The organism is Streptomyces sp. NPDC031265, from assembly GCF_055570295.1.
This window is the reverse complement of sequence record NZ_JBVIHM010000009.1, coordinates 1-24772: the sequence shown is the minus strand read 5'-3', so window position 1 is coordinate 24772 and position 24772 is coordinate 1. Positions and strand designations below refer to the sequence as shown.

Here is a 24772-nt window from a genome sequence, read left to right as displayed (position 1 = left end):
AATCAGACGCAATCCGCTGTGAGTTGAGGGTTCCGCGTTCCTAGCGTGGTTGTCATCGGACCACGCGAGGGGACGGCAACACGATGGCGACCAGAACCGAGACCGACGCGAGCCAGTGGGAGTACACGACGTTCGCACCGAAGGGTGAGACGTGCCCGTCGTGCATGACGTCGATCGAGTCTCTTGATGTTTGTAAGCGGGGGACGCTCGACCGGCAGTCGGGTCCGGTCGTCGTGTACCGGCACACCGACTGCGCCGACCCGGACGGAGCCAAGCGGCGGAGGACGCGATGACCCGCGCTGTTCTGCGGTTCGTGCCGCACACGATCCGGCACGTTCCGGAGTCCGGCGTGACGTGTGAGGCGTTCTGCGTAGCAGACCAGTGCGGCCAGGGTTCGGGCCCGCAGGGCAAGCAGGAGGCTGCGCAGGACTGGGCTCTGGAGCACACCGGCCGGACGGGGCATGACCTGTTCCGCCGGGTCTACACGGATCATGCGTGGGTGACGCGCGTGTAGGTTCCCGGCCCCGCTGCCCGGCTCCCCTCGGCAGTGGTCCCAGCGGGGCTCGGGGCTGACTCCGCTCTCGGTGTGCTCAGTGGGGACTCAGAACACCAGGAGCGGATAGGTCCCGCCCCCGCCGGCTGACGGCGAATCGCACGGCGGGGGTGGGCATGCCGCGATCTGTGCCATGGCGTGCCATGAGTCCTGGCCAGCATGTTCCCCGCACGCCGAGTGGGGCTATGCGTTGCCGTCGCTCTGGTCCCGGACGAAGGACCCCATGCCGGGGGTGGTGACGATCAAGCCCTCTTCGCGTAGAGCGGCGGTGGCTTTCCGAATCGTGGTCCGGGCCACGCCGAATTCGCTCTCCATCTGCACTTCAGAAACCAGGTGCCGGGCGGGGTATTCGCCACTGACGATGCGCTGCCGCACCACGTCGGCGATCTGCTGCCACTTCGGGCGGGTCGGGTCGAACTCCATCACCAGCGGACCGTATCGATCGGTGCACATCAGGCCATAGATGCACCTGTATACCCCTGTCTATAGACAGGGGTATACGTATTGGCTACCGTCGGAACTGAAAACGCCCCGGAAGACCGCTGGAACGGTCCGCCGGGGCTCGCCGAAACAGCTATCTAGGAGCTGACCGACGTATGCGCGATCGTATCGCCCACATCCTCGGACGGGTGCTGTGCGTCCTTGTCCCGTGGACTCGTCGACCCGAGCCAGGACGGCACAGCGCCGCCTACCTCGCCAGCCGACCCGAGCCCACTGACCCCTGGACCCGCCCGTGGCTCGGGCCCAGCAAGGAGGAAGCCGCAGCGCTCTTCCGGCAACAAGCCGAGGAAACCCTAGAGCTCCGCCTGAAGCAGCAGCGGCGGCGAGCCCTGTACTTCGCGACATGGGGAGTCGATTTCCCCTACACCTTCCCGGGAGCCCCCTTCTCCGCCGAGTCGTTCCCCGCAGCGGGGTGAGCGGATGACCCGCGACGCGCTCACCAGCGAGATCGAGCCTGGCAAGCCTCCCGTTCTGGCTATCTGCGGATGTTGGACGACTGCCCCCGTCATCCTCGGCGACGTGCAGAGCATGAGCGGCGGCACCGGATTCACTCAGTACGCGTGCCCCGACCATGTGCGGCAGTACCCGCCGCGCGCACGGTGGGGTGAGCTGCCCACCGCACGCCGCTGAGCAGCTACCCCTCACGTCTTACGCTGTCCCGCCCGAGCCGACACCGCCGGGCGGGACAGAACCCCTACTTTGGAACTTCGGGAAGGGGCGGGGTGGGGGAGCTCCCCCCGGTCGGATGCAGCGCATCGCCCAGCGTCGGAGACGTGTCCGGCCGGGTCTTCATCTCCGCCGTACACGCGTAGCCCCGCACAGGGTCCTCGCCCGGCCCCCCGAGCACCACCTGCTGCGTCCCCGACGACGTCGGCGTGTTCTCCGCGTACGTACACACGATCTGCGACAGTGCCAGAGCCGGCAGATCCTCCGGCCGGCGCGAGAGCCGCAGGGCACCCGACGGGTCGCCCTTGCGCGCGGCCGTCACCGTCAGCGGACCCCGTACGTCCGTCGTGTACCCGGCCGCCTTCTCGTCCCCCGCCGGCGTGACCTCCAGCTCCGTGAGCAGCGCCTCCGCGAACCGGAGGCGGTCGGCCGACGCCCGGCCCTCCGGGATCCGCACCGACCGCTCGGCCGACACCAGCTGCGCCCCGCACACCAGATAGACCCGGACGGTGACGCCCTCGAACTGCGGGGTCACCGAGTTCCCCGGCACCTCGCACGGCACCCGGGACGGCGCGGGCCCCGCGTCCACCGGGACCGCGGTGGGCCGGATGCCGCACCCCGTGGCAGCGGCGCCGAGCGCCAGCAGGGCGAGCGCACCGCCCAGCAGCCGTACTCTCACGCCTCCTCACCCCCGTCGAGCGGCAGCCGCAGCACGAACACCGCACCGCCCTCGGGCGAGTTCGCGGCCGTGATGTCGCCGCCGTGGATGTGGGCGTTCTCCATCGCGATGGAGAGGCCCAGGCCGCTGCCCTCGGAGCGGGGCCGCGACGCGCTCGCCTTGTAGAAGCGGTCGAACACGTGCGGCAGCACCTCCTCCGGGATGCCGGGCCCGTGGTCCCGTACCGAGATCACCAGCTCCTCGCCCTCCACCCGCACCGAGACCCGCACCGGGGAGCCGCCGTGCTTGAGCGCGTTCCCGATCAGGTTGGCCAGGATCACGTCCAGGCGGCGCGGGTCGAGCCGCGCCATGATGCCGCGTTCGGCGTCCAGGTCCACCGCGTCCAGCCAGGCCCGCGCGTCGATGCACGCGGTGATCTGGTCGGCGATGTCCACGTTGTCCACGACGAGCCTGGCCGTACCGGCGTCGAAGCGCGTGACCTCCATCAGATTCTCGACCAGGACGTTCAGCCGCCGCGTCTCGGAGACCACCAGCTGCACGGCCGGCGCGATCATCGGGTCGAGGCTGTCCGCCTCGTCCTCCAGCACCTCGGTGACGGCCGTCAGCGCGGTCAGCGGCGTACGCAGCTCGTGCGACATGTCCGCCACGAACCGGCGGCTCGCCTCCTCCCGCGCGCTCATGTCGCTGACCTTCTTCTCCAGGCTCTCGGCCGTCTTGTTGAACGTCCGCGACAGATCGGCCAGTTCGTCCGTGCCCGAGACCCTCAGCCGGGTGTCGAGCTTGCCCTCGCCCAGCTGGCGGGCCGCGTCGCCGAGCCGCTGCACGGGCCGCAGCACGGTCGTCGCGGCAGCCTGCGCGAGCAGCGCGGAGCCGAGCAGCGCGAGCCCGGTGGCGATGCCGAGCGACCAGGCCAGCGAGTTGAGGTCCTGGCGCTCCTGGTCGAGCGAGGCGAGCATGTAGCCGGTGGCGCCGCCTCCGATGATCTTCGTGCCGCCCACCAGGTACGGCTTCCCGCGCAGGGTCCTGCGCTGCCAGAACAGGTGGTACGGATAGTCGTTGCTGTCCGTGACCTTCTGCTTCTTGTTCACCGCCTCCTGGAGCGACGTCGGTACGTCATCCAGGGTGAAGCGGTCCACGTCGGACGCCCCGACGATCGGCTTGCCCGGGTCGCGCTGGTCCACCAGGAGCACCTGGTAGCCGGAGCTGACGTGGTAGCCGGAGCGGCTGCTGGCCGCCATCTGCTGGGCGGTCGTCTGCAGATCGCGGGCGTTCGGCCGGAGCGGCAGCGAGGCGGCCCGGTTCTGCATCTCCTGCCGGAAGTCGCCGAGCGCCGCGTCCTGGGTGCGCACGAGCACGGCCTCGCGGTTGAGCCAGTACGCGATCCCCGACGCGGAGACGGCGGCGGTCAGCGCGACGAGCGCGAACACGACGACCAGGCGCAGGCGCAGGCTGGTCCAGCGGTGGCCGGCGAGTATCGCCTTCTTCACGTTCCGAATCGCTGCTTTCTTGGGTTCATCCGGGAAGTGCAGACGCGGATCATCACGACGGGGTGTCGAGGCGGTAGCCCACCCCGCGCACGGTACGGATCAGCGTCGGGGACGACGGTACGTCCTCGACCTTGGCCCGCAGCCGCTGCACGCACGCGTCGACCAGGCGGGAGTCGCCCAGGTAGTCGTGCTCCCACACCAGGCGCAGCAGCTGCTGGCGGGACAGCGCCTGTCCGGGCCGTCGGCTCAGCTCCAGGAGCAACCGCAGCTCGGTGGGCGTCAGTTGAAGGTCCTCGCCGGCCTTGGTGACCGTCATCGCGGCGCGGTCGATCACCACATTGCCGAACGTGGCCGAGTCGGTGGCCTCCCGCTCGCCCCGGCGCAGCACCGCGCGGATCCGGGCGTCGAGCACCCGGCCCTGCACCGGTTTCACCACGTAGTCGTCGGCGCCGGACTCCAGGCCGACCACCACGTCGATGTCATCGCTGCGCGCGGTCAGCAGGATGATCGGCAGCTGGTCCGTGCGCCGGATACGGCGGCACACCTCGAAGCCGTCGATCCCGGGCAGCATCACATCCAGCACGACCAGATCCGGCCGCTGCTCGCGGAGCAGCTTCAGGCCGTCCTCTCCCGTCGCCGCGGTGGCCACACGGTGGCCCTGGCGGGACAGGGAGAGTTCGAGCGCCGTGCGGATGGCGTCGTCGTCCTCGATCAGCAACAGGAAAGGCACGGAGGTCATTCTGGCCCATGGGGGAGCGGAGTTCGACCTTCCGTGGACATCGCCCCTTCTCCACTGTCCACGGCCCGCTGTGACAGTCGTCGGACAGCGCCCTGCTGTGTCCATCCGGGGGGCGACCCCCGGACCCCCGGCAGGGGCCCACCGCCGGTGGTGGCGCGCGCTGTGACGCGGCTGTGACAGTCGCCGGACAACGCGATGAAACTGGCCGGGCAGAGTCTTCCTCGTACCGACCGAAACAAGACTCCACCGACGGGGGGCGCGAGATGAACGCACTGCACAGCACCACCTCAAGCGCAGTTGTCACGCGTCTCCACGACGTCGTGCGGAGCGAGAAGTCCGGTGCCGTGAGCGGACGGGGGTGCGCTCGCGGCACCGGGCGTCAGCACCAGACGTACATGACGGTGCTCGACGCAGTGCCGGTCTCGCCCTTCAAGGGCGTGGGGACCAGCGGGGATGCGGCGTACGGGGAGGCCACGGGGGAGCGCTCCGGGTCCGAGGCGGAGTTCACCGCCTATGTGCAGGAGCGCAGGGCCTCCCTGTACGCCACCGCCTACCACCTGACCGGCGACCGGTTCGAGGCCGAGGACCTGCTGCAGAGCGCGCTGTTCTCGACCTACCGGGCCTGGGACCGGATCAGCGACAAGGCCGCGGTCGGGGGCTACCTCCGCCGCACCATGACGAACCTCCACATCAGCGCGTGGCGCCGCCGCAAGCTGAACGAGTACCCGACCGAGGAGCTGCCGGAGACGGCGGGCGGCACGGACGCGATGCGCGGCACGGAGCTGCGCGCGGTGCTCTGGCAGGCGCTGGCGCGACTGCCCGAACTGCAGCGCACGATGCTGGTCCTGCGGTACTACGAGGGCCGTACGGACCCTGAGATCGCGGACATACTGGACATCAGTGTCGGCACGGTGAAGTCGAGCATCTGGCGGTCGCTCCGCCGGCTGCGCGAGGACGACGTCCTCGCCTTCGGCCGTGACGAGGAAGAGTCCTTCGGCGAGCTGGTGGCCTGAAGGTCTGGTCGGCGGTGGCAGCCGCCGGAGTACGGGGATGCAGGGGGAACGTACGGGGGCCGGCGTCTCGGGGGATACGTCGGGCGTACGGGTAACGGGGGAACAGAGCGGGACCGACGGGGCTGGGGGGCCCACTCGGTCCCGCTTTTTCACACCCGCTTTTTCACACCCGCGCCGTGGGCGCGGCCACGCACCGCCCCGCGGCGGCGGCGGCGAGGCGGCCGAGCGCCTCCTCCTTGCCGCACGGGTACGCGCCCAGCGCGGCCTGGCGCGCCACGATCCCGCGCTCGGCCCGCATCAGCCGCCACCCCCGCCGCAATAGGAACGGCACCGACTTGCGCCCCTCCTTGAGGTCGCGCGCGAGGCGGCGCCGGAAAGTGGTCGAGGGCCGCCCGCGCAGACAGAGGGCGTCGGCGAGCACGCCGTGCTCCCGTACGCGCGCCACGATGTCCGCCGCGAAGATCCCCTCCGCGACGAACAGCGGTGTGCGGTCGATGCCGAACAGACTCGTCCCGGTCCGCGAGCTGGTGGCGATGTCGTACTCCGGTACGGCCGTACGCCCCGTACGGCATAGCTCGACGACGGCCGCCACGGCCGCGTCGGCGTCCCAGGACTGCGGCGAGTCCCAGTCGATGTCCGGCGAGCCGGGCACACGCGGCAGGGTCGGGTCGTCGCCCTCCTTGTAGAAGTCGTCCAGGCGCAGCACGGGCAGGCCCGTGCGGGCGGCGAGCGACGACTTTCCGGAACCGGAGGGGCCCGTGAGGAGAACGACGCGTGTCGGGATGGCGTGTGCGGTCACGGGACACCAGTCTGAGGCATCCACCCGGGAGGTGGACCACTCGGGGAGCCCGTTGGTATCGAGCATCACACCTCAACTACGCTGCGTGCTCGTATCGATACGCAGGGGAGTGGGGCGGCGTGGCACGAAACCAAGCCGGCGGGGCCCGTCGCGGCCGTGTGCTGCTGCGCGCCGGGCTCACCGCGACCGCCGCGGGCGCGGCGCAGGCGGCCCCCGGCCCGGCCGAGTTGGTCGGGCAGCCGTCGCGGACCCCGGGGCCGCGGTGGACGGCCCCACGCGGTCCGTGACAGGGGACCTGTCGGCCGGGCCGACCAACGGTCTCGCCCCGGCCAAGACGCTCAGCCTCGACCCGTTCGCCAAGACCCCGGTGGATCCGCTGGACAACGCGGTGGGCACCCGGATCGCGGACTTCGAGCCGGTCTCGACGGCGATCGCGACGGCCCCGCTGCACGAGAGCGGCGCGCTCAAGGACTTCCCGCTGATCGGCGCGGCGACGAGGCTTCTCCCGGGCTGAGCGCGAAAAATGCCGAACGGCGCCCACCGGGTGGGGGCCCGGGGGACGCCGTTCGGGGTACTTGAGGGGAGAGCTGGGCCGAGCGCTGGTACGCCGAGCCGAGCACCCCCTGAGGGGCGCGGGGCTGTGACATGTGCGGCTCCGCCGCGCTGGGGGTCCCCCCTGTTCGAGCGGAGCCGAGAACTTGGGGGCGACCGGCCCCCACCGGCCCGCAGCCGAAGAACCGCCTAGTAGGCGGAGCCAGACGCTCCCAGCGACCCCGTCGGATGCCAGACCGTCTTGGTCTCCAGGAACGCGGTCATCCGGCGTGTACCAGGAGCGGCAGACCAGTCGGCCACGGCAGGCCGCAGCACGCGCTTCAGGTTGTCCGCAGCGGCAACCTCCAGCTCGCGCGCGAGCTCCGCATCCGCACCCGCGAGGTCCAGCGCGTTCACGTCCTGGTGGGAGGCGAGCGGCAGAGCGATCTCGGCGGTCTTGCCGGAGAGGACGTTGACGACGCCACCCGGCAGATCGGACGTGGCCAGCACCTCGCCCAGCGACAGCGCCGGCAGCGGGGCCTTCTCCGAGGCGATCACCACGGCCGTGTTGCCGGTAGCGATCACCGGGGCGATCACCGAGACCAGCCCCAGGAAGGACGAGTCCTGCGGGGCGAGGACCGTCACGACGCCCGTCGGCTCCGGCGTGGACAGGTTGAAGTACGGACCCGCCACCGGGTTCGCGCCGCCCACGATCTGGGCGATCTTGTCGGTCCAGCCCGCGTACCAGACCCAGCGGTCGATCGCCGCGTCGACGACCGCGGCGGCCTTGGACTTGGACAGCCCCTCCGCCTCGCCCACTTCGCGTACGAACTGCTCGCGGCGGCCCTCCAGCATCTCGGCGACGCGGTAGAGGACCTGGCCCCGGTTGTACGCGGTCGCGCCCGACCAGCCGCCGAACGCCTTGCGGGCGGCGACGACCGCGTCACGCGCGTCCTTGCGGGAGGACAGGGGGGCGTTCGCCAGCCACTTGCCCTTGGAGTCGGTCACCTCGTACACCCGGCCGCTCTCGGAGCGGGGGAACTTGCCCCCGACGTACAGCTTGTAGGTCTTGAAGACGTTGAGACGCGTCGCGGACGCCGTGGACGCAGAAGACTCAGACATCGAGGTAACCCTCCAGACCGTGCCGGCCGCCCTCGCGGCCGAAGCCCGACTCCTTGTAGCCGCCGAAGGGCGAGGTCGGGTCGAACTTGTTGAACGTGTTGGCCCACACGACACCGGCCCGGAGCTTGCCCGCGACCGCGAGGATGCGCGAGCCCTTCTCCGTCCAGATGCCCGCAGACAGGCCGTACTGGCTGTTGTTGGCCTTGGCGACGGCCTCGTCCGGCGTACGGAACGACAGCACCGAAAGGACCGGGCCGAAGATCTCGTCGCGGGCGATGGTGTGCGCCTGGGTGACGTTGGTGAACAGCGTCGGGGCGAACCAGTAGCCGGAGGACGGGAGCTCGCACGCCGGGGACCAGCGCTCCGCGCCCTCGGCCTCGCCGGTCTCGGCGAGCGCGGTGATCCGGGCCAGCTGCTCGGCCGAGTTGATGGCGCCGATGTCCGTGTTCTTGTCCAGCGGGTCGCCGAGGCGGAGCGTGGACAGACGGCGCTTCAGCGCGTCGAGCAGCTCGTCCTGGATCGACTCCTGGACCAGCAGGCGCGAGCCCGCGCAGCAGACCTGGCCCTGGTTGAAGAAGATGCCGTTGACGATGCCCTCGACGGCCTGGTCGATCGGGGCGTCGTCGAAGACGATGTTGGCGCCCTTGCCGCCCAGTTCGAGCGTGACCTTCTTGTCGGTGCCCGCCACGGAACGGGCGATGGCCTTGCCGACGGCGGTCGAGCCGGTGAAGGCGACCTTGTCGACGTCCGGGTGCTGGACGAGGGCCGCGCCCGCGTCGCCGTACCCGGTGAGGATGTTGACGACGCCCTTGGGCAGGCCCGCCTGGCGGCAGATGTCCGCGAAGAACAGGGCGGTCAGCGGGGTCGTCTCGGCGGGCTTGAGCACGACCGTGTTGCCGGTCGCGAGCGCCGGGGCGATCTTCCACGCCAGCATCAGGAGCGGGAAGTTCCAGGGAATGACCTGGCCCGCGACGCCCAGCGGCTTCGGGTTGGCGCCGTAGCCCGCGTGGTCGAGCTTGTCGGCCCAGCCCGCGTAGTAGAAGAAGTGCGCGGCGACCAGCGGGAGGTCCGCGTCGCGGGTCTCCTTGATCGGCTTGCCGTTGTCCAGGGTCTCCAGGACGGCCAGCTCGCGGCTGCGCTCCTGGATGATCCGGGCGATACGGAAGAGGTACTTGGCGCGCTCGGAGCCGGGCAGCGCCGACCACTTCTCGAACGCCTTGCGTGCGGCCTTCACGGCCCGGTCCACGTCCGCCTCGCCCGCCTGGGCGACCTCGGACAGGACTTCCTCCGACGAGGGGCTGACGGTCTTGAAGACCTTGCCGTCGGCCGCCTCGGTGAACTCGCCGTCGATGAACAGGCCGTACGAAGGCGCGATGTCGACGACCGAACGCGACTCGGGCGCCGGTGCGTACTCGAATGCAGATGTCTGCGTTTCCATGTTCATGGGGTCTCAGTCCACCGTCACGTAGTCAGGGCCGGAGTAGCGGCCGGTCGCCAGCTTCTGGCGCTGCATCAGCAGGTCGTTGAGCAGCGAGGAGGCGCCGAAGCGGAACCAGTGGTTGTCCAGCCAGTCCTCGCCCACGGTCTCGTTGACCAGGACCAGGAACTTGATGGCGTCCTTGGTCGAGCGGATGCCGCCGGCGGGCTTCACGCCGACCTGGATGCCGGTCTGGGCGCGGTAGTCGCGCACGGCCTCAAGCAGGACCAGGGTGTTGGGGGGCGTCGCGTTCACCGCGACCTTGCCGGTCGACGTCTTGATGAAGTCGGCGCCGGCCATCATGCCGAGCCAGGAGGCGCGGCGGATGTTGTCGTACGTGGAGAGCTCGCCGGTCTCGAAGATGACCTTGAGGCGGGCCTTGTCACCGCACTCGGCCCTGACGGCCGCGATCTCCTCGTACACCTTGAGGTAGTGGCCGGCCAGGAACGCACCCCGGTCGATCACCATGTCGATCTCGTCGGCGCCCGCGGCCACCGCGTCGCGCACGTCCGCGAGCTTGACCGGGAGGGCGGCGCGGCCCGCGGGGAAGGCCGTGGCGACGGACGCGACCTTCACGTCCGACCCCTTCAGGACCTCCTTGGCGGTGGCCACCATGTCGGGGTAGACGCAGACGGCCGCGGTGGCCGGGGTGGTGCGGTCGAGCGGGTCGGGGTGGAGGGCCTTGGCGGCGAGCGCCCGGACCTTGCCCGGGGTGTCCGCGCCTTCGAGCGTCGTCAGGTCGATCATCGAAATGGCCAGGTCGATGGCGTACGCCTTGGCCGTCGTCTTGATCGAACGGGTGCCGAGGGACGCGGCGCGCGCTTCCAGGCCCACCGGATCGATGCCGGGGAGCCCGTGGAGGAAGCGGCGCAGAGCCGCGTCCGACGCGGTCGCGTCGGCGAAGGCAGCTGCAGGTGCATTGGTGGGCATGGTCACCAGATGAGCATATCTACGCGCGTAGCGTCCTGTACAGCCCCACTGACCTGGAACGCAAGCTTCCGGTCCCTGTCACGCCGCCGTGACACGGCGCGGACGGCTCCGCCGAACAAGATCACTAAATTCGTTGATGCAGCCCGCCGAAGCCTCCAACGGCCCCACCCGAACGAGAACACAGCGGCATGCGGCTCTTCCCTTCCTTCACCACTTGTCTCCCTGGGAGTCGTCATGCGTAACGCCCTCCGCACCGCCCTCGCCGCCGCGGTCGTCGCCGGTGTCGCCCTCACCCCGGTCGTCACCGCGACCACCGCGATCGCCGCGCCGACCACCTCCGTCGCCAAGGCCACCGAGAACCGTTACTCCGGCTACCCCGTCTACCTCGCCAAGGGGTACGTCGCCGTCCTGCGCAACCGCGTCTCCGACGGCGGTCCGGAAGCCTGGATCCGCGCCGTGAAGCCCGACTGGCAGCGCGGCGACGACTACATGGGCCGCCTCATGGCGAAGCTGGACCTGGACGACAGGAGCGCCACGGTCGACGGGCTGCGGCTGAGCCTGGAGAACGCGGACGGCGATGTTCCGCTCCTCAGGTTCAACGGCGCGGGCGAGAGCCGGACGATCATGCTCCCGGAGCGCAGGAACGACGTGGACGGCGTGCTCGTACGGACGGTCCCGCTCAAGGGCGGCCTGACCGCGATGGTCTACCGCCACGGCGGCCAGCACGTCTACTACGGGGCCACCATCCTCAAGGGCGAGGACAACGAGGAGATCGGCCACCTCACGGCGGGCGGCGGCCACGCCCGCAAGGACACCAAGGTCTTCAACGGCATCCAGGTCACCCTCGACTTCCAGGGCGAGGTCACCTCGGTCCAGGACCAGGGCAGCGGCGGCCAGGGCCCGACCACCCCGGTCGGCACGGACCTCGGCAAGCGCAAGCTGGCCGACGGCACGTACGGGGAGCTGTGGAAGAAGAGCGCGGGCTGGTACGTCCTGGAGCTCTCCACCAAGGACGGCAAGCCGCGCGGCTCCGTCACCGCGGGCGGCCCCAAGGGCCAGGCCGAGAACGGCGACCAGGTCGGCAACATGTGGGTCGGCCTCAACAACGCGGGCAAGGTGGGCTCCTGGCTCAACGCGTCGGGCGGCTTCGACGCGGGCGAGTTCGAGTACACCAAGGGCTGCACCGCCTACCGCACCAGCGGCACCCCGTTCGACGGTCTGAGCCTGCGGCTGTCCAACGGCCCCAAGGGCGCGGTCGCCGAGGTGCTGAACGTGAGCAACGGCTCGGTGTACGACACCCTCTCCACCGCCGACCGCGAGGGCCTCCTGGGCGGCGCCCGGGTCAAGGACCTGGAGCCGGGCCGGCCGACCTTCCAGATGCGCGTGCACGGCGGCCGGATCCCGTGGGACATCGTGAAGTTCCCGAAGAAGCCGGCCGGCAAGGACTGCGCGACCACCACGACGACCACGACCACCGCGACGACCACCGGCGCCACCACCCAGACCGCCACCACCGGCATGCAGATCGTCCCCAAGGGCGCCGTCGCCGCCGGGGCCGAGGTCGAGGGCGGCAAGGGCGGCAACACCGCGCTCGTCGCGGGCGGCGCGGGCCTGGCGGCCGTGGGCGTGGCCGGGCTCGGCTTCTTCGCCGCGCTGCGCCGCCGGGCGGGTGCCCGCGGCTGACGTCCGTCACCCACCGGGGTGCTGCCACGACCGTGGCAGCACCGCCGTGTGCGTGGGCTCCGGTCCGGGCGGCCGGGCGCGTCCGCGCCCTCTCTCGGCCCCGCTCGAACACGTAGTGCACAATCGGCCCCATGACGAGCCCCACGCCGCCCGCCGAGCCCACCTACGCCGACCGCGTCTACCGGTCACCCGGCGGTATCGCCGGAGGCGCGCTGCTGCTCGTGCTCGGGCTCTGGCTCGCCGGGGACGCGATCCTGCGGGGGCACGGCAGCGCCCCCTGGCTGGCTCTGGCCGGACTGCTCTGCGGTGTGCCGCTGCTCTTCGCGTTCACGATCCGCCCGGCCGTGTTCGCGGGCGACGACCGGATGCGGGTCCGCAACCCGTTCCGGACCGTCACCCTGCCGTGGGCGGCGGTCGCGGACGTACGGGCCGGGTACTCCAGCGAGGTCTTCGACCAGAGCGGCACCAAGTACCAGCTGTGGTCGATCCCCGTCTCGCTGCGCCAGCGCAAGCGCGCCGCCCGCGCCCAGGTGCGCGACGCCGCGTCCGACCCGTACGGCCGCACCTCGCCGACCGCGGGCGGCGACGAGAAGTCCCGCCTCGCGCCCGCCGACCGCACCATCCGCGAGCTGCGCGAGCTGGCCGAGCGGGGCGCCGGGCGCGAGGGCGCGCAGGGCGGCCCGAGCGTGCGCTGGGCCTATGAGGTCATCGCGCCGGCCGTCGCGGGCGCGATCCTGCTGATCGTGCTCCTCGCCATCGGCTGACCCGCCGGTACGGTACGGGCCGGGGCCGCCGCGTCAGGGCGGCCCCGGCCACACAAGCAGCATGTACGCGCCCAGCCACGCCGACGACAGGGCCGCCGCGCCCAGCATCAGTACGGTCACGTGACGCCGCGCCCTGGCCAGCGCCACCGCGAGCGGCAGCAGCAGCGGGAAGCCGGGGAGCAGAAAGCGGGCGCGCGGGAAGTAGACGCCGCCGCTGCCCAGGACGACGAGCAGCAGCACGCCCGAGAAGACCAGCAGCACCAGCGGCTGGCGGTCGCAGAGGCAGAGCAGGAACAGCACGCCCGCCAGGATCAGCACGAGCGAGACGATCACCAGGAACAGCGCGGGGAAGCGGTCGTAGACCAGCAGGGTGCGCAGCTCGCGCAGGGTGTCGGCGCCGCCGTCCCACTCGTTCCGCCACAGCCGCTGGACCGCGAAGTAGCCGTCCCAGCGGCCGAGCCGGGCCCCGACCCAGGCGACGAACCCGAACCAGCCCAGCGGGGCGAGCAGCGCCCCGGTCAGCGGGCCCCGGACGGATCCGCCGCGCCACAGCGCCGTCAGGGCCGCCGCCACGACGGCCGCCGCGACCGCGATGCCCGTCGGCCGGGTCAGCCCCGCCAGCGCGGCCAGCGTCCCGGCCGCCACCCAGCGGCCGGTCAGCACGCAGTACAGCGACCACGCGGCGAGCGCTGTGAACAGCGATTCGGTGTAGCCCATCCACTGGACGGCGGCCACCGGCAGCGCGCCCCACAGGACCGCGAGGACGGTCCCTGCGCGCCGCCCGTACAGCCGGTCCCCGACCGCGAAGATCCCCCAGGCCGCGGCCGACGAGCAGAGCACCGCGACGACGAGACCCACGCTCGCGCGCGAGCCGGGCGTGACGGCGGCGACCGCCTTGATCACGGCCGGGTAGAGGGGGAAGAACGCCAGGTTGTTGTGGTCGACCCGGGTGCCGAGCCCGTGGTCGTAGCCGTGGTCGGCGATGCCGAGGTACCAGTGCGAGTCCCACGAGGTGGCCAGCGTCGGCCATACGCCGTGGTGCTTGAGGTGCGCCCAGCGGGCGAGGACGGCGAGGCCGAGGAGCCGTACGGCGAGGTGGCCGGCGAGCGCGGGGGCCGCCCGCCTGAACGCGGCCCGGGCCGAGGCCCGGATGAAACGCGGACCGTCCCCGCCGCCCTGCCCTTGCGGGCTTCGGGCTGCGGGGACGGCACGGGGGCCCGTACGGCTGTGCGCACGGTCCGCCGGTGAGGTGATCGGGGGCACGGCGGTGCTCCTGGGCTCGGCGAGCGGTTCCGGGTCACCCTTTCTCGGATGATCCGGAAAGGGCGCGGGAGGCTGCGCCGGACGCCGTAGGGGGTTCACGCTTTCGGGTGCGTTTTCCCTGGCGGGGTGCGGTGTCTTTGGCTGCGGGCCGGTGGGGGCCGGTCGCTCCCCCACGTTCTCGGCTTCGCTCGAACAGGGGGGACCCCCATCGCGGCGAAGCCGCGCAATGTCACAGCCCCGCGCCCCTGATGCACAAGGGGCGCGGGGAACCGCGCGGTCAGCCACAGACGGTCCGCAGACAAACGCCGGTCCCAAAGGGGGCGCCGGAGAACGGCAGGCTGGTCAGATGCCCGCTGCGGCTGCCAGGTCCCTCTTGATCCCGGCGAGCAGCTCGGCCGCCTTCTCGCGTGCCTCTCCCAGCGCGCCCTGCGACGCCACCGGGACCACCACCTCCAGGTAGCACTTGAGCTTGGGCTCGGTGCCGCTCGGGCGGACGATCACCCGGGCGCCTTCGAGGTAGTAGCGCAGACCGTCGGTCGGCGGGAGTTCCCCGGTGCCCTCGGTGAGGTCCTCGGCCTTGGTGACCGCCAGGCCCGCCAGCGCGGTCGGCGTCTTCTCGCGCAGGCGCCGCATCGCGTCGGAGATGACCGACAGGTCCTCGACGCGCACCGACAGCTGGTCGGTGGCGTGCAGCCCGTGCCGCACGGCCAGGTCGTCCAGGAGGTCCAGGAGCGTGCGCCCCTGCTCCTTCAGGACGGACGCGAGCTCCGCGACGAGCAGGGCGGCGGTGATGCCGTCCTTGTCGCGTACGCCCTCGGGGTCGACGCAGTAGCCCAGCGCCTCCTCGTACCCGTACCGCAGACCGTCCACGCGGGCGATCCACTTGAAGCCCGTCAGGGTCTCCTCGTAGCCCAGACCGGCCGCCTCGGCGATCCGGCCGAGCAGCGAGGACGAGACGATCGACTCGGCGAAGACGCCGCTCACGCCCCGGTCGACCAGGTGCTGGGCGAGCAGCGAGCCGACCTCGTCGCCGCGCAGCATCCGCCAGCCGCCCTCCACCGACGCGTCCGGCACGGCGACCGCGCAGCGGTCCGCGTCCGGGTCGTTGGCGATGACGATGTCCGGGTTGACCGCGCGGGCCGCCTCGAAGGCGAGGTCCATCGCGCCCGGCTCCTCCGGGTTGGGGAACGCCACGGTCGGGAACGCGGGGTCCGGGTCGGCCTGCTCGGCCACCAGCGCGGGCGGCGGGAAGCCCGCCCGGGCGAAGGCCGCCGTCAGGACGTCCTTGCCGACGCCGTGCATGGCCGTGTAGACGACGCGGGCGGTGCGCGGGGACCCGGGGGTCAGCACCTCGTCCGTACGCGCCAGATAGGCGTCCAGGACCTCGTCGCCCAGCGTCTCCCAGCCGCTGTCGGGGCGCGGCACGTCGTCGAGCGACTCGACCGCGGCGATCTCGGCGGCGATCTCGGCGTCGGCGGGCGGCACGATCTGCGAGCCGTCGCCGAGGTAGACCTTGTAGCCGTTGTCGCGCGGCGGGTTGTGGCTGGCGGTGACCTCGACGCCGGCGACGGCGCCCAGATGCCTTATCGCGTACGCCAGGACGGGCGTCGGCAGCGGGCGCGGCAGCACGGTGGCCTTCAGGCCCGCGCCGGTCATCACGGCGGCCGTGTCGCGCGCGAAGTCGGCCGACTTGTAGCGCGCGTCGTACCCGATGACGACCAGGCCGTCGCCCTGGCCCCTCGCCTTCAGGTAGGCGGCGAGGCCGGCGGCCGCGCGGATGACGACCGAGCGGTTCATCCGCATCGGCCCGGCGCCCAGCTCACCGCGCAGCCCGGCGGTGCCGAACTGGAGCGTGCCGGCGAACCGGGCGGCCAGCTCGTCGAGCTCCTCGTTGTCGATGAGCTTGGCCAGCTCCTCGCGCGTCTCGCCGTCCGGGTCCTCGGCCAGCCAGGCCTTGGCCCGCGCGATCAGGTCCTGCGTCAGGTCCTGCGTCACGTCGATGAATCCCTTCCGGGTCGGATCGGGGTGAGATCAGATGCGGTCGAGTACCCGGGTCAGCAGCGAACCCATGCGCGCCGCCGAGTCGCGGCCGGCCTGGAGCACCTCTTCGTGGTTGAGGGGCTCGCCGGTCAGACCCGCGGCCAGGTTGGTGACCAGGGAGATGCCCAGCACCTCGGCGCCGGCCTCGCGGGCCGCGATGGCCTCCAGGACGGTCGACATGCCGACGAGGTCGCCACCGAGCACGCGGACCATGTTGATCTCGGCCGGGGTCTCGTAGTGCGGGCCGGGGAACTGGACGTACACGCCCTCTTCGAGGGACGAGTCGACCTCCTTGCACAGCGCGCGCAGCCGCGGCGAGTACAGGTCGGTCAGGTCCACGAAGTTGGCGCCGATGATCGGGGACGCGGCCGTGAGGTTGAGGTGGTCGCTGATCAGCACGGGCTGGCCCGGGCGCATGCCCTCGCGCAGACCGCCGCAGCCGTTGGTGAGCACGACGGTCTTGCAGCCGGCGGCGACCGCGGTGCGCACGCCGTGGGCGACGGCGGCTACGCCGCGGCCCTCGTAGTAGTGCGTACGGCCCAGGAAGACCAGCGCGCGCTTCTCACCGATCTTGTACGAGCGGATCTTGCCGCCGTGGCCCTCGACGGCGGGCGGCGGGAAGCCGGGCAGCTCGGTGACCGGGAACTCGGCCTCGGGCTCGCCGAGCGCGTCGGCGGCCGGAGCCCAGCCGGAGCCCATCACGAGGGCGACGTCGTGGGTCTCGGCACCGGTCAGCTCGCGCAGGCGGGCGGCGGCGGCGTCGGCGGCGGCGTGGGGGTCGGCCTGGACGTGGTCCGGAATAACAGATGCGTTCACGACGACGAGGGTAACCGCTGGATTCCTACGCGCGTAGATGACTGGCGCACAAGGGCGCGATCGTTGTCTTGTCGTTTCCGACGAGAGGGGGTGCCAGGGGTGGGGCCGCGGGCCGGTGGGGGCTGGTCGCGCCCGCGCGGCGGAGCCGCGAATCTCACAGCCCCGCGCCCCTCAAATGCGCCCTTTTCGGGGCGCCCCTTGCGCGGTGGCCGCACCCGTACCCCAGGGCGGGGAACTGCGCGACCAGCCACGCACGGTCCGCGGACAAAAGGCGTCAGCAGGGGCGCTTGCGCAGCTCCATGACGTAGTCATGCGGGGCCCCGGCCGACTCGGCCGCGTCGGCCAGTTCGCCCAGATAGCGCGCGGACGGCAGACCGCCCTCGTACGCGTTCAGCACGTACATCCACGCCGGCTCCTCCCCGTCCAGCGTGTCCACCCGCACCCGCATCCGGCGGTAGATGTCGAGGCCGACACCCTCCCAGCGGTCCATGGAGTCCTCGTCGAGCGGTGCGATGTCGTACAGCGCGACGAACACCTGGGAGCGCGGTGCCTCCACGATCGTGGCGAGGGCACCCTCCCAGCCCATCTGCTCCCCGCCGAACGTCAGCCGCCAGCCGTTGAGCCAGCCGGTGCCGCGCAGGGGGGAGTGCGGGGCGCGGCGGGTCATCAGCCGCGGATCCATGTTGCCGGCGTACGCGGCGTAGAGCGACATGGTGTCGAGGGTACGACAGCGGCCCACGGTCCTCGCGTGAGAATGGCACACGGGTGTGACAGCCGGATGGCGCCCCGGGGGGCGAAGCATCTTGAAGCGTGCGGGACAATGAGCTACGTACTGCATTCCACAATGCGAGGCGGACTTTTTCGTGACCCGGATCGTGATCATCGGTGGCGGACCCGGCGGATACGAGGCGGCCCTGGTGGGCGCCCAACTCGGCGCGGAGGTGACCGTCGTCGACTGCGACGGTCTGGGCGGGGCGTCGGTGCTCACCGACTGCGTACCGTCGAAGACTCTGATCGCGACGGCCGAGGTGATGACCACCTTCGACTCTTCGTACGAGGAGTTGGGCATCCTGGTCGCCGACGACACCCCGCCCGAGGAGCAGTCCGCCCGTGTGGTCGGCGTGGACCTCGGCAAGGTCAACCGGCGCGTCAAGCGCCTCGCGCTGGCCCAGTCGCACGACATCACCGCCTCCGTCACCCGGGCCGGCGCCCGTGTGCTGCGCGGCCGCGGCAAGCTCGGCGGCCCGCAGGGCATCGACGGCACCCGGGACGTCATCGTCACGGCCGCCGACGGCAGCGAGGAGATCCTCACCGCCGACGCCGTCCTGATCGCCACCGGCGGGCACCCGCGCGAGATCCCGGACGCGCTGCCGGACGGCGAGCGGATCCTGAACTGGACCCAGGTGTACGACCTGGACGAGCTGCCCGAAGAGCTGATCGTGGTCGGCTCCGGTGTGACCGGCGCCGAGTTCGCCGGCGCGTACCAGGCGCTGGGCTCCAAGGTCACTCTCGTCTCGTCCCGCGACCGGGTGCTGCCCGGCGAGGACCCGGACGCGGCCGCCGTCCTGGAGGACGTCTTCCGCCGCCGCGGCATGAACGTCATGGCCCGCTCCCGCGCCCAGTCCGCCAAGCGCGTCGGCGACCGGGTCGAGGTCACGCTCTCGGACGGCCGCGTCATCAGCGGTACGCACTGCCTGATGGCGGTCGGCGCGATCCCGAACACCGCCGGGATGAACCTGGAGGAGTCCGGGGTCAAGCTCCTGGAGTCCGGTCACATCTGGACCGACAAGGTGTCGCGGACCTCTTCCCCCGGCGTGTACGCGGCCGGCGACGTCACCGGCATCTTCGCCCTCGCCTCGGTCGCGGCCATGCAGGGCCGGATCGCGATGTACCACTTCCTGGGCGACGCGGTGGCCCCGTTGAACCTCAAGACGGTCTCCTCGAACGTCTTCACCGACCCGGAGATCGCCACCGTCGGCTACTCGCAGGCCGACGTGGACGCGGGCAAGATCGACGCGCGCGTGGTCAAGCTGCCGCTGCTGCGCAACCCGCGCGCCAAGATGCAGGGCATCCGGGACGGCTTCGTCAAGATCTTCTGCCGCCCGGGCACCGGGATCATCGTCGGCGGCGTGGTCGTCTCGCCGCGTGCCTCGGAGCTGATCCACCCCATCTCGATCGCGGTCGACAACAACCTGACCGTCGAGCAGATCGCGAACGCGTTCACGGTCTATCCGTCCCTGTCGGGTTCGATCGCCGAAGTGGCCAGGCAGTTGCACACCCGCAAGAAGGCGGGCGAGGCGTAACCGGGGCGCCCGGCGCACGTCGGCGCGGGACAAGGCGCCCGGGAGGGCGCCTATACCACTTCGTGGACACCTCTGTGCACACCTTCCGTTGTTCGGCGCAAACTGCTGAAAACAATCGGCCGCTCAGGTTACTGTCAGTTTCGTGTTCGCTGCAGAACGTCGCCAATTGATCCTCGAAATGGTGCGTGCCAACGGGGCGGTATCGCTCCGGGAGCTCGCCCGCGTCGTCCAGACCTCCGAAGTGACCGTACGGCGAGACGTGCGGGCACTGGAGGCGGAAGGACTCCTCGACCGCCGGCACGGCGGTGCGGTACTGCCGGGCGGACTCACGCGAGAGTCCGGCTTCCCGCAGAAATCCCATCTCGCGACCGCGGAGAAGACGGCCATCGCCGACCTCGCCGCCAGCCTCGTCGAAGAGGGCGAGGCCATCGTGGTCGGCGCGGGGACGACCACGCAGGAGCTGGCCCGCCGGCTCGCCCGCGTCCCCGGCCTCACGGTCGTCACCAACTCGCTGCTCGTCGCCCAGGCGCTGGCCCACGCCAACCGCGTGGAGGTCGTCATGACCGGGGGCACCCTGCGTGGCTCCAACTACGCGCTGGTGGGCAGCGGAGCCGAGCAGTCCCTGCAGGGGCTGCGGGTCTCGCGCGCCTTCCTCTCCGGGAGCGGGCTGACCGCCGAGCGCGGCCTGTCCACGTCCAACATGCTCTCGGCGAGCGTCGACCGGGCCCTGGTCCAGGCGGCCGCCGAGGTGGTGGTCCTCGCCGACCACACCAAGCTCGGCACCGACACCATGTTCCAGACGGTGCCGACGGACGTGATCACGCGGCTGGTCACCGACGAGCCCCCCGGTCACGACGACCGGGCGGCCACCGAGCTCCAGGCCCTGGCCGACCAGGGCGTGCAGATCACGGTGGCCGGGACCGGGGCAGGCGGTGAGGGCGTCCCGCCGGGGCGCCAGCCCCGCCGGGACGTGCCGCTGCCTGGCCAGCGCCGCAGCCATGTGCCGGGTGCGGGGCCGCAGTTGCGCAGCGCCGCGTCACTGGGTGACCAGCAGGGCCCCGGAGAACGGGCGAGAGTGGCCGATCTGCGACGCCGCTAGCCGGTATTCGGCCAGGCGTCGTCGCGGCGTCCGTGGCCGTCACCGCTGTGGCCGGGGCCCGGCACGGCTCCGGTCACGGCTTCAGGCCCCGCAAGGTCAGGGCGAGCAGCCGGTCGGCCAACTCCGGGTCGTCCGGCGCCTGTTCGGCTGCCAGGGCGATCGCGTTGGTGAGCTGCATCAGGTCGCCGATCGTCACATCTACGCGTACGGAACCGGCCAGCTGGGCCCGTTCCAGCAGGGCGCTGCCCGCCTCCCGCATCGGCACGCTGCACTGCGCCAGGGCCGAACTGTCGTCGTGCGAGGCCGACATAAGGGCGCGGGCCACCCCGCGGTACTCACCCGTATGAGTGATGATGGCGCGCAGCCAGTCCACGAGCGCCGTGCACGGGTGCGCGGAGTCGAGCAACTCCCGCGAGCGCGCGAGGAGTACGTCCACCTCGCTCTGGAAGATCGCGTTCATCAGCGCGTGCCGGTTCGGGAAGTGCCGGTAGAGGGTGCCGATCCCGACGCCCGCGCGCTTGGCCACGTCTTCGAGCGACGCGTCCGTCCCGTGCTCCGCGAACGCGCTCCTGGCCACACCCAGGAGCCGCTCGTAGTTGCGGCGCGCGTCGGCACGCATGGGCCTCGTCGTCATACCCCAAGGATGCCCGAACCGCGCGCTCAGGGGGCGGCCCGGTACCGGTCCAGTGCCGAGGCGCGCTCGTGGAAGGGGATGCGCGAGAACCGCGACACCAAGGTCCACATCCTGCGCTCCTCGGCGAGTTCCTTGGGCAGCACGAGCCCCAGCGACTCGGCGAGCGGCTTGCGGCCCGCGTTCACCAGGGCGCGCACGGCCGCCGCCCACTCGTCGGTCGCGGCCACCGCGGCCCGGTACCAGAGCGGCACCAGGGCCAGCAGGCCCCCGGCCGCGGTCAGCAGCAGCGGCACGTCGGCGGAGGCCGCCGGGAGGGTGGCGAGCGCGATGACCGCGACCGCCGTGTGCCCGGCGAGCAGCGCCACGAAGAAGTCGACGCTGGTCCGCGCCAGCTCGACCTGGCGGCAGAGCTTGTCGGGCGCGGCGCCGGTCAGCTCGTTCGACAGGAGCTGGGTGTCCAGGCAGTACCGGTTCTGGCCGTACTCCTCGAAGCGGCGGATCGCGTTGCCGAGCCGGGTGGGGGCGATCTGCGCCGGATCCACCGGGAACCGGCTCAGCCGCTCCTGGAGCAGCCCGCGCTGCGCCGAGGTCCGCCGCCGGTCCTTGCCCACGGCCCGGGCCAGGCGCGGATCCCTGCGTACGCGTACGAGATCGGCGGCGGCGAGCGGGCCGAGCGCGGTCCCGTCGCGGGCGCGCCGCTCCAGACCGAGCAGCTGCGTCCGGTCGGCGAGCGCGCTGCGGGCGGTCCGCGCCCGCCGGCACCCCGCCTCGTAGGCACGGGCGGGCCACAGCACGTACCCCTCCAGGAGCCGGTAGAGGAGGTTCTGCAGCGCGCTGAGGACCAGGCCGCACAGCAGGGTGGCGGTCAGCAGCACCAGCATCGGGCCGGGCGCCGCGTCCGGCCACAGCCGCCGGGCGACGGCGGTCCGGCGCAGACTGGGCGCGACGGCGAGCGCGAGGACCCCGAGGTTGAGGGCGGTCGGCAGTATCCACCCCACGAGCAGCGTCCAGGCGCCGCCGAGTACCCCCTTGGCGATGTCACCCAAGGTCATCTTCCCAGGAGTCGTCGTCGGGGTTGGTGGTGGGGCCGGGGGAGGTGTGATGGGTGATGTCGCCGGTGCCGTGGGAGCCGAAGGCAGCAGCGGAGCCGGGGGAGATGTTGCCGATGTAGATGCCGCTGTTCTGGACGCCGTACGACTCCGTCTGCTGCTCGTCGAGGCCGGGCGCGGACAGTCCCCGGTCGCGCAGGGCGGTGCGTACGGCGTCGAGGACCAGCAGGTGCACGGTCCGGGAGATCCGCCGGGCGTCGGCGGCGGCGAGCGGCGGGAGGCCGGGGTCGGCGGCCAGTTCCCGGATGGAGGTGTGCGGGCCGCTGGGGAGACGGCTGCCCGGGGGCTGCGACAGCCGCCGCGCCTGCCGGACCGGCCAGGCAGCCGGCTCGGCCAGGAGGGCCGCGGGGGCCGCCAGTACCTGGCCGAGCCGGACGGGCTGGGACCGGTTCCGGTCCGCCGCGAACGCCCGGCGCACCGGTGGCAGGACACAGGTGACCTGCTGCACGGAGAGGATCGGGCCGTCCAGCCGGATCTGTACGAAGACGGTGGTCAGCTGGGAGCCGGGGCCGCGCGAGACGATCCGCAGCCAGCGGGCGGAGTCGGGGAACGCGTCAGGGGGCATGCGGATCCGCGACCGGGGAGGCACCCCCTCGTCCGGCAGCAGGAAACGCTCGTCGACCAGGGCGGCGAGACCGGACACACCCCGCACGGACGACGTCACGCGCGCCAGCACTTCGGACACCTCGAACGCGCCGGTGTAGCCGCGCACTTCGGTCGCCAGCGTCAGCGAGTCCAGTACCGACCCCGATCCGAGGAACGGGGTCGGGTCCCGGTAGATCACCAGCGGCGACGTCTGCTCCGCATGGGTCAGTGCGCTGATCGCGTGGAAGCGGGGGAGGTCCGCCGCCGGGCCCTTGTACCCGGACCATCCGATGACCCGCAGCCGCCTCTTGACCGCCGCCCGGTGCGCCCTGGCCACCGCCGCCATCAGTACGGGGACCCCGAGCGCGGCGGTGGCCTCCGGCCAGTCGGCGGTCCGGGCGGTCGCCACGGCGAGGGCCGCGTAGGCGACAAGCGCCGCGCCGCCCAGGAACCGTGGGATGCCTGCCGTGAGCCGGACCGCCACGTGGTGCGACCTGCGCAGGGCCGCCGCGCCGGACAGGGCCGCGCACCCGGCCGCGTACGGCGCGAACAGCCAGCCCGCGAAGAAGAATCCGGCGATCCACAGGAGCGCCATCGGCACGGCCCAGCGCAGCGCCGTCCTGCGGGCGTTCAGCGCCTCGGCGAGTACGGCGGCCGTGTCGACGTCGTACGACGGGGCGCTGAACCGCTCCTCGTGCTCGTACAACTCGTCGATGACGGCGTTCCGGTACCGGGTGTCCAGCTGGACGCCGGCCATCAACTGCCGCGTGGTGAGGGATGGTTGCTCCGGCACCGCCGAAGCGTACCGCCGTACGCAGCGGCGAGGCCCCCCGCCGGACAGATCCGGTGGGGGGCCTCGACTGCTCATGCGGATGCGGGAGTTCAGTCCTTGATCTCGCAGATCAGCGCGCCCGAGGTGACCGACGCGCCGACCTCCGCCGACAGGCCCTTGATGGTGCCGGAGCGGTGGGCGTTGAGGGGCTGTTCCATCTTCATGGCTTCGAGGACGACGACGAGGTCGCCTTCCTTGACTTCCTGGCCCTCTTCGACGGCGACCTTGACGATCGTGCCCTGCATCGGGGAGGCCAGCGAGTCGCCGGAGGCCGCCGAGCCCGCCTTCTTGGCCGCGCGGCGCTTGGGCTTGGCCCCGGCCGCGAGGCCCGTACGGGCGAGCGACATGCCCAGGGACGAGGGCAGGGAGACCTCAAGGCGCTTGCCGCCGACCTCGACCACCACCGTCTCGCGACCCGGCTCCTCGTCCGTCTCGGCGTCGGCCGGGGCGGTGAAGGGCTTGATCTCGTTGACGAATTCGGTTTCGATCCAGCGGGTGTGGATCCGGAAGGGGTCGGCCGTGAAGGCGGGGTCGACCACGACGGCCTGGTGGAAGGGGATGGCGGTGGCCATGCCGTCGACCTTGAACTCGCCGAGGGCACGGGCGGCGCGCTGGAGCGCCTGCTCACGGGTGGCGCCGGTGATGATCAGCTTGGCGAGGAGGGAGTCCCAGGCGGGGCCGATGACGGAGCCGGATTCGACGCCTGCGTCCAGGCGGACACCCGGGCCGGTGGGCGGGGCGAAGAGCGTCACGGTGCCGGGGGCGGGGAGGAAGCCGCGGCCGGGGTCCTCGCCGTTGATGCGGAACTCGAAGGAGTGGCCGCGGATCTCGGGGTCGCCGTAGCCCAGGGCCTCGCCGTCGGCGATGCGGAACATTTCGCGGACGAGGTCGATGCCGGTGACCTCTTCGGTGACGGGGTGTTCGACCTGGAGGCGGGTGTTGACCTCCAGGAAGGAGATCGTGCCGTCGGTGCCGACGAGGAACTCGACGGTGCCCGCGCCGACGTAGCCGGCTTCCTTGAGGATGGCCTTGGACGCGGTGTACAGCTCGGTGTTCTGCTCCGGGGTGAGGAACGGCGCCGGGGCCTCCTCCACGAGCTTCTGGTGGCGGCGCTGGAGCGAGCAGTCACGGGTGGAGACGACGACGA

The 24772-nt window shown here is 71.8% G+C and carries 24 protein-coding genes; 8 read left to right on the top strand and 16 right to left on the bottom strand.

The features are described from left to right. Window positions 1-289 precede the first annotated feature (289 nt). Window positions 290-514 (top strand): DUF7848 domain-containing protein, encoded by a 225-nt coding sequence (locus ACZ499_RS16060; RefSeq protein ID WP_468675521.1) that lies wholly within the window; start codon window positions 290-292, stop codon window positions 512-514. A 222-nt stretch (window positions 515-736) separates the two neighbouring features. On the opposite strand, the gene ACZ499_RS16055 is transcribed toward ACZ499_RS16060, so the two are convergent. Continuing rightward, on the bottom strand, window positions 737-976 hold the full coding sequence (locus ACZ499_RS16055; protein ID WP_468675791.1) for a GntR family transcriptional regulator: 240 nt from the start codon (window positions 974-976) through the stop codon (window positions 737-739). A gap of 173 nt (window positions 977-1149) precedes the next feature. On the opposite strand from ACZ499_RS16055, the gene ACZ499_RS16050 reads away from it, so the two are divergent. Continuing rightward, window positions 1150-1470: a hypothetical protein gene (locus tag ACZ499_RS16050; RefSeq protein ID WP_468675519.1), complete on the top strand. Its 321-nt coding sequence runs from the start codon at window positions 1150-1152 to the stop codon at window positions 1468-1470. Between the two features lie 278 nt (window positions 1471-1748). Here ACZ499_RS16050 and ACZ499_RS16045 read toward each other — a convergent pair whose 3' ends face one another. From ACZ499_RS16045 to afsQ1, 3 genes are read right to left on the bottom strand one after another with little or no spacing between them, the layout of a single operon-like run. Continuing rightward, window positions 1749-2399 carry a hypothetical protein gene (locus tag ACZ499_RS16045; RefSeq protein WP_468675516.1) on the bottom strand — a complete coding sequence of 217 codons (651 nt, stop codon included), beginning with the start codon at window positions 2397-2399 and terminating at the stop codon, window positions 1749-1751. Then, window positions 2396-3886: an ATP-binding protein gene (locus ACZ499_RS16040; protein WP_468675514.1), complete on the bottom strand. Its 1491-nt coding sequence runs from the start codon at window positions 3884-3886 to the stop codon at window positions 2396-2398. The genes ACZ499_RS16045 and ACZ499_RS16040 overlap by 4 nt, the downstream gene beginning before the upstream one ends. A gap of 52 nt (window positions 3887-3938) precedes the next feature. Further along, window positions 3939-4616: a two-component system response regulator AfsQ1 gene (gene afsQ1, locus ACZ499_RS16035; RefSeq protein ID WP_371654354.1), complete on the bottom strand. Its 678-nt coding sequence runs from the start codon at window positions 4614-4616 to the stop codon at window positions 3939-3941. A 272-nt stretch (window positions 4617-4888) separates the two neighbouring features. Here afsQ1 and ACZ499_RS16030 point away from each other — a divergent pair, with 272 nt between their 5' ends. Beyond that, window positions 4889-5638, top strand: coding sequence for a SigE family RNA polymerase sigma factor (locus ACZ499_RS16030; RefSeq protein ID WP_468675512.1), 750 nt, complete (start codon window positions 4889-4891; stop codon window positions 5636-5638). Between the two features lie 163 nt (window positions 5639-5801). On the opposite strand, the gene ACZ499_RS16025 is transcribed toward ACZ499_RS16030, so the two are convergent. Further along, entirely contained in the window at window positions 5802-6503 is a 702-nt protein-coding gene (locus ACZ499_RS16025) for a uridine kinase (RefSeq protein WP_468675510.1), read from the bottom strand. A gap of 217 nt (window positions 6504-6720) precedes the next feature. Here ACZ499_RS16025 and ACZ499_RS16020 point away from each other — a divergent pair, with 217 nt between their 5' ends. Next, entirely contained in the window at window positions 6721-6951 is a 231-nt protein-coding gene (locus ACZ499_RS16020) for a hypothetical protein (RefSeq protein ID WP_468675509.1), read from the top strand. A gap of 227 nt (window positions 6952-7178) precedes the next feature. On the opposite strand, the gene ACZ499_RS16015 is transcribed toward ACZ499_RS16020, so the two are convergent. Genes ACZ499_RS16015 through deoC form a run of 3 tightly spaced genes read right to left on the bottom strand, consistent with a single transcriptional unit; the run spans window position 7179 to window position 10497 of the window. After that, entirely contained in the window at window positions 7179-8090 is a 912-nt protein-coding gene (locus tag ACZ499_RS16015) for an aldehyde dehydrogenase family protein (protein ID WP_468411495.1), read from the bottom strand. Then, window positions 8083-9528, bottom strand: coding sequence for an aldehyde dehydrogenase family protein (locus ACZ499_RS16010; protein WP_468411542.1), 1446 nt, complete (start codon window positions 9526-9528; stop codon window positions 8083-8085). The genes ACZ499_RS16015 and ACZ499_RS16010 overlap by 8 nt, the downstream gene beginning before the upstream one ends. A 12-nt stretch (window positions 9529-9540) precedes the next feature. Then, the gene (deoC, locus tag ACZ499_RS16005) at window positions 9541-10497 is read right to left on the bottom strand and encodes a deoxyribose-phosphate aldolase (RefSeq protein WP_468675788.1); all 957 of its coding nucleotides are present in this window, start codon (window positions 10495-10497) and stop codon (window positions 9541-9543) included. Between the two features lie 234 nt (window positions 10498-10731). Here deoC and ACZ499_RS16000 point away from each other — a divergent pair, with 234 nt between their 5' ends. Together ACZ499_RS16000 and ACZ499_RS15995 are read left to right on the top strand one after the other, a co-directional pair. Next, window positions 10732-12180, top strand: coding sequence for a hypothetical protein (locus ACZ499_RS16000; RefSeq protein ID WP_468675507.1), 1449 nt, complete (start codon window positions 10732-10734; stop codon window positions 12178-12180). 131 nt (window positions 12181-12311) lie between these two features. Continuing rightward, window positions 12312-12944, top strand: a complete 633-nt coding sequence (locus ACZ499_RS15995) for a PH domain-containing protein (protein ID WP_468675504.1) — start codon at window positions 12312-12314, stop codon at window positions 12942-12944. Window positions 12945-12977: 33 nt separating this feature from the next. Here ACZ499_RS15995 and ACZ499_RS15990 read toward each other — a convergent pair whose 3' ends face one another. The 4 genes from ACZ499_RS15990 to ACZ499_RS15975 all read right to left on the bottom strand — a co-directional run bounded on the left by ACZ499_RS15990 (window position 12978) and on the right by ACZ499_RS15975 (window position 17775). Continuing rightward, the gene (locus tag ACZ499_RS15990; protein ID WP_468675500.1) at window positions 12978-14207 is read right to left on the bottom strand and encodes a glycosyltransferase family 39 protein; all 1230 of its coding nucleotides are present in this window, start codon (window positions 14205-14207) and stop codon (window positions 12978-12980) included. A 342-nt stretch (window positions 14208-14549) separates the two neighbouring features. Next, window positions 14550-16190 carry a phospho-sugar mutase gene (locus ACZ499_RS15985; RefSeq protein ID WP_468675786.1) on the bottom strand — a complete coding sequence of 547 codons (1641 nt, stop codon included), beginning with the start codon at window positions 16188-16190 and terminating at the stop codon, window positions 14550-14552. A 48-nt stretch (window positions 16191-16238) separates the two neighbouring features. Further along, window positions 16239-17063: a purine-nucleoside phosphorylase gene (locus ACZ499_RS15980; RefSeq protein WP_468675498.1), complete on the bottom strand. Its 825-nt coding sequence runs from the start codon at window positions 17061-17063 to the stop codon at window positions 16239-16241. Between the two features lie 274 nt (window positions 17064-17337). Next, entirely contained in the window at window positions 17338-17775 is a 438-nt protein-coding gene (locus ACZ499_RS15975) for a gamma-glutamylcyclotransferase family protein (protein WP_266982950.1), read from the bottom strand. Window positions 17776-17926: 151 nt separating this feature from the next. Here ACZ499_RS15975 and ACZ499_RS15970 point away from each other — a divergent pair, with 151 nt between their 5' ends. After that, the gene (locus ACZ499_RS15970) at window positions 17927-19366 is read left to right on the top strand and encodes an NAD(P)H-quinone dehydrogenase (RefSeq protein WP_468675495.1); all 1440 of its coding nucleotides are present in this window, start codon (window positions 17927-17929) and stop codon (window positions 19364-19366) included. Window positions 19367-19508: 142 nt separating this feature from the next. Further along, window positions 19509-20465: a DeoR/GlpR family DNA-binding transcription regulator gene (locus ACZ499_RS15965; protein ID WP_385826607.1), complete on the top strand. Its 957-nt coding sequence runs from the start codon at window positions 19509-19511 to the stop codon at window positions 20463-20465. Window positions 20466-20538: 73 nt separating this feature from the next. On the opposite strand, the gene ACZ499_RS15960 is transcribed toward ACZ499_RS15965, so the two are convergent. The 4 genes from ACZ499_RS15960 to ACZ499_RS15945 form a co-directional block, all read right to left on the bottom strand. Then, window positions 20539-21099 carry a TetR/AcrR family transcriptional regulator gene (locus ACZ499_RS15960; RefSeq protein ID WP_385550229.1) on the bottom strand — a complete coding sequence of 187 codons (561 nt, stop codon included), beginning with the start codon at window positions 21097-21099 and terminating at the stop codon, window positions 20539-20541. A gap of 26 nt (window positions 21100-21125) precedes the next feature. Then, window positions 21126-22151 carry a hypothetical protein gene (locus ACZ499_RS15955; RefSeq protein ID WP_468675492.1) on the bottom strand — a complete coding sequence of 342 codons (1026 nt, stop codon included), beginning with the start codon at window positions 22149-22151 and terminating at the stop codon, window positions 21126-21128. After that, on the bottom strand, window positions 22138-23586 hold the full coding sequence (locus ACZ499_RS15950) for a hypothetical protein (RefSeq protein ID WP_468675490.1): 1449 nt from the start codon (window positions 23584-23586) through the stop codon (window positions 22138-22140). The genes ACZ499_RS15955 and ACZ499_RS15950 overlap by 14 nt, the downstream gene beginning before the upstream one ends. An 89-nt stretch (window positions 23587-23675) precedes the next feature. Next, a partial coding sequence (locus tag ACZ499_RS15945) for an ATP-binding protein (protein WP_468675488.1) occupies window positions 23676-24772 on the bottom strand: 1097 nt, incomplete at its 5' end.